The sequence below is a fragment of the Streptodolium elevatio genome (genome assembly GCF_040649515.1).
In the GTDB taxonomy this organism is placed as follows: domain Bacteria; phylum Actinomycetota; class Actinomycetes; order Streptomycetales; family Streptomycetaceae; genus Yinghuangia; species Yinghuangia elevatio.
In genome coordinates, this window is record NZ_JBEZFP010000254.1 from 1 (window position 1) to 4218 (window position 4218).

The window sequence follows — 4218 nt, forward strand, 5'->3', positions numbered from 1 at the left end:
ATCGTCGGCGGCGTGAACCCGCGCAAGGCCGGCGAGAAGGTCGACGTCGACAGATCGGAAGCCGACGACCCCCGCTAGGCCGGTAGTGCCCCTGCTTGCCACTGCTCCCCCTGCCACCCGCACCTCTGCGTGCCCAGCCACTGCTGGGAACTTAGCCGCTTCGGCACGGCCGCCGTGCGGAGTCACGGAACCAGGGCGCGTCTGGGGGATCTTGCACACCCCTCACGCCCCAGGCCCGGCATGCCCCTCCGCGGCTCCGGCCACGTCGGCTCCGGAGCCTTCGCGACCGTCGCGTACCCGACGTTGTAGCGGCGCATCACGGCGCGCTTCGTCGCTCCCGCGCGGCAGTCACGCCGGATCGCCGCGTACAGATCGGCCTTCACGTCGTCCCGAGGCACCGCGCTTGGAGGCCCTGGAGCGCATGGTGTGGAAGGCCTGGCAGTCGCGGGTGCGCAAGCGCGTCCGCCGCCGCGGGCGGCCTCACGATCGAGCTGCGCGCCCGGTTTGGTTACGCGTCCGCCGCGGGATCCACCGACGACCCCCCCAGATGCGTCGACTGACCCAGCATCTGCCGCGTGACTACGTAGCGCGACTCTTCCAGGCTCAGGACGCTGGTGCCAGCGACCAACAGATTCGCCGCATCGTCGCCGAAGGGCTTCCGGAAGTTTATTTCAAAGACGGCGGAAACCGAGCCCAGGGCCTGGAAATCGCATTGCTGGACATCGATTTCTTCGACGCATCGTTCTGAACGAGCTGCTTGCCCACATCGGGCGGTCTGCGGCGGCGAGCGGTGCGTCCCGACGGCCTCGGCGAGGTCGCCCGGTACGCCGTCTAGTCCGACCGTCACTGCGCGCCTCCCACACGACGAGCGACGCACGCCTGGGCGGAGCGAAAACGGTCACACCTCTGCACCGCTTGAGCGATGCAGAAAGCATTCAGCGGACACCCATCGCCCGATGATCGTCTTTAGGACAACTAGCGATATGGCATGGAATGGCAGCCCTGGTCACGAAATATCGACGGGGTGAAATTATTCGTTGCCGTGCCATGGTCATTTGAAGCCAGGACCTCTAGGGTGCCGATCACTTGTTCGACTTCTGGGGATCGGGGGATCCAATGAAGATCAGAACGCGAGGCCGAGTCACTGCGGCACTGGGCGCCATGGCCATAGCCGTCGGGGCAGCACTGACCTCACCGGCTCCAGCCAACGCCATTCAAGGCTGCTACGGCGCCTACAGGCATTGCTATGCATATGCACAGGGTTACGGAGCCGGGAACAACTCATTCAACGCGTGGACCAATGCCGTAGGCACCGAACTGTTCATCAGCTGCCTGCACACGCCCACCTGGGACGACTTCATCAACCATGAGATGTGGATGCTGACCAGGAGCAACATCTCCAATCCCACCTACCTGACCTGGCTGGAAGCCGGGTACACGGCGGGCACGGTCGTCGACTCCGGCGGGGTCAACTACAGCGGATTCCAGTACTACTGGGCGGATTCACGCGACAACTGGAACTGGAACTATCACGAGCACATGGCAGGCTGGGCATCCGTCAACACATGGGTCAACTTCAGCTTCTACTGGCGCGGGAACGGCAACTGGGACGTCTATCTCAACGGCAACTGGATCGGCGCGTCGCTGGGTGTCGGCGACTGGGCCGGCGGTGCTCAGTCCGGCATGGAATCGACGTCGTCGAACGTAGTCGGACAAGGTTTCGCAAGGTACATGCAGTACGCCGACCCGAACTGGAACTGGCACTGGGCCTATGACTGGCCCCAGAACAACGACCCGGCACTGTTCAACACCGGCAGCTTTTTCGGCATACCGTACGTGAACACGAAAACGCCCTGCCCGAGTTCAGCCGCTGCCGCCGAAAACTCCGCCTCGTCGGCCCGTGCGAAAAAGCCGCAGTTGCAAACGGGTGGGGCGCCGGAGCGGCCCGCGTCGGGTCGGCCGGTGGAACAGCCCTCTCCTGACGCCTTGGTGCCCACAGGGAAGGCGCCGAACAAAGCGGACCTACTGGCGATCGCCCGGCAGTTCGCCGCGAGCAACGGCGTCAGTGACCCCAAGGACGTCAAGGTCGTGGAAACAACACGCCAAACCGCAGCCACCGCTGTTTCGGGAGCCACCGTCAACAGCGACCAGACCGCCTACGTCATCGAGATGTCGGGCAGCTTCACCGCGCACCGCGCGAAAGTCCCGGCGGGCCAGCCGACACCGACCGGCGACACCCTCACACTGACGATCGATGCGAACAACGGCTCGATTCTGGACTGGGGTGTCACCACCGGCAAGGAGACACCAACCCAACTCGGAACCTTCACAACACTGTCCTGACAATCCCTGGGGGCTGCCAGCCGCTACTGCGGCTGGCAGCCCCCAGGGCGTCACGGCTGCACCAGCCACCTCAGCGGCGACGGGTCCACGACCCGCCGCCCATCCGTGGTCCCCGCGCAACCTGCCTTGACGACGACCGCCTCATGGCCGGCAGCGTTCCGGAAGAACAGCACCTCGACGACCGGCTCCTGGGGACACCGCCGAGGCCGTTCCAGGACGGACCCGCTGTTGATCGCCGTCGCCTCCGCAGCAGCGTCCTGGCCGTCCAACACGCGAAAGCCCGCGAGCACGTGCGAAGGCACCGCCTGCTCGAGGTTGAGAACGTACCGACAAGCTAGAACCCCGCCGGGCCGGGCAGGCAGCATCGCCTCCTCGGACAGACCGGGGTTACTGGCCATGGGGACCTCGGCAGGGCAATCCCTCACCTCGGTCGCCGGTCCGGAGTCCGCGCTGCGATCAAACGGAAGCGCGGCGGCACCGACCGCGACCGCGGTCACGGCCAGCACAGCGAACCCCGCACCCGCGAGACGCACACGGCGTCGACGAGAGCGCGCCGCCACGGCCGCCCGTTCCGGCAGCGTCGGTGACGCAACGATCCCCTGCGTGGCTGCTGAGAGTTGCCGCCGCAGCATCACCACCTCGTGCTCATCGCTCATCGTTGCCCGCCTCCCTCGTGCATCACCATGGCGTTGGACGCGCGCAGCGCGCGAAGGGCTTTCGACGTCTGGCTCTTGACCGTTCCCACCGAGCATGAGAGCGCCTCCGCGCAGTCGACCTCTGTCAGGTCCAGGAAGTACCGGAGCACGATGACGGCACGCTGCCGCGGCGGCAACGTCTCCAGAACCCGCAAGAGCGCGTCGCGCTCGTCCCACACCGCCAGAGCGTCGGGGTTATCGACCAAGCTCACGGCGCGCTCGTCCCGTGCCAGATCCGTCGGCTGCTCCCGATGCCACAGCCGCCGACGCCACGTGAGGTGGGTTGTCGTCATCACCTTGTGGACGTATGCGTCCACGTTGGCGCCCCTGGACACGCGCCCCCACCGCAACCAGACGCGCTCCAACGCTGTCTGGACAAGGTCTTCCGCACTCTGTCGGTCACCGGTCAGCAGCCACCCAAAACGCACGAGCCGATCGCGGTTGGCGCTCGCGTACTCGTGAAACCCCGGTGGATCGCCCATAGGTCCCCCTGATCGTCAGGAGTACAAACGACTTGGTGCGATCAAAAGGTTGTCACGAGTCCCTGGATGCACAGCCCTGGGACCGCGGAGCCCGACCACCTCGTTCCGCGACGGTTCCGTCCTGCGGTTGGGCGAGATCGGCGTAGGTTGCGGGCGCCTCGCCGTCGACGAGTTCATCGACCAGGGTCTGGACGACGCCGACGCCGTCACCCTCGAATCGTCATCGGCGCCCGCAAGGCGTGGCCGGTCTACCTCTCCAGTACGCCACCGAGACCCCCGCCGAGCTTCCGCCCCAGACCCAGGAAATGACCCACGACGCCCTCGACATCGCCTTCCGCGCCCCCTGGGGATGGCCGCAGTGGGACGCCGAGTCCGACGGCGAGGTGCTGACGACCGGGTGCGCGTCGCGGCATCTGCCGCCGTGCTTCGGGGCGTCGAAGTCCACGGTGCATCGGCGCTTCACCATCTGGTCCGATGCGGGGCTATAAAGGTCGGCTGCACCGTAGGTTGCGCGAACTCCTGGCGGACAGCGGACTGGTGGACTTGTCCCGGGTCCTTGTCGACACCGCGCACGTTCGCGCGAAAAAGGGGGCGAACTCACCGGCCCGAGTCCCGTCGACCGAGCGAAGCCTGGTTCCAGGCTGCACGTCCTGTCCGATCGCGCCGGGCTGCCGCTCGTCGTCGGGCTCTCGGCGGGC

General features: G+C 66.5%; 4 protein-coding genes and 1 pseudogene. 3 read left to right on the plus strand and 2 right to left on the minus strand.

Annotation, left to right across the window (positions count from 1 at the left end):
• Window positions 1–547: 547 nt before the first annotated feature.
• The gene (locus AB0C36_RS42575) at window positions 548–748 is read left to right on the plus strand and encodes a hypothetical protein (RefSeq protein ID WP_358365034.1); all 201 of its coding nucleotides are present in this window, start codon (window positions 548–550) and stop codon (window positions 746–748) included.
• A gap of 413 nt (window positions 749–1161) precedes the next feature.
• Window positions 1162–2343, plus strand: coding sequence for a hypothetical protein (locus AB0C36_RS42580; protein ID WP_358365037.1), 1182 nt, complete (start codon window positions 1162–1164; stop codon window positions 2341–2343).
• Between the two features lie 50 nt (window positions 2344–2393).
• Here AB0C36_RS42580 and AB0C36_RS42585 read toward each other — a convergent pair whose 3' ends face one another.
• Together AB0C36_RS42585 and AB0C36_RS42590 are read right to left on the minus strand one after the other, a co-directional pair.
• Window positions 2394–2999, minus strand: coding sequence for a hypothetical protein (locus AB0C36_RS42585; RefSeq protein WP_358365039.1), 606 nt, complete (start codon window positions 2997–2999; stop codon window positions 2394–2396).
• A complete protein-coding gene (locus tag AB0C36_RS42590) occupies window positions 2996–3520 on the minus strand; it encodes a SigE family RNA polymerase sigma factor (protein ID WP_358365042.1) in 525 nt (174 codons plus the stop codon). The genes AB0C36_RS42585 and AB0C36_RS42590 overlap by 4 nt, the downstream gene beginning before the upstream one ends.
• 383 nt (window positions 3521–3903) lie before the next feature.
• Between AB0C36_RS42590 and AB0C36_RS43345 the strand changes: the two are divergent.
• Window positions 3904–4218 (plus strand): annotated as a pseudogene (locus AB0C36_RS43345) (transposase family protein); the annotation flags it as partial.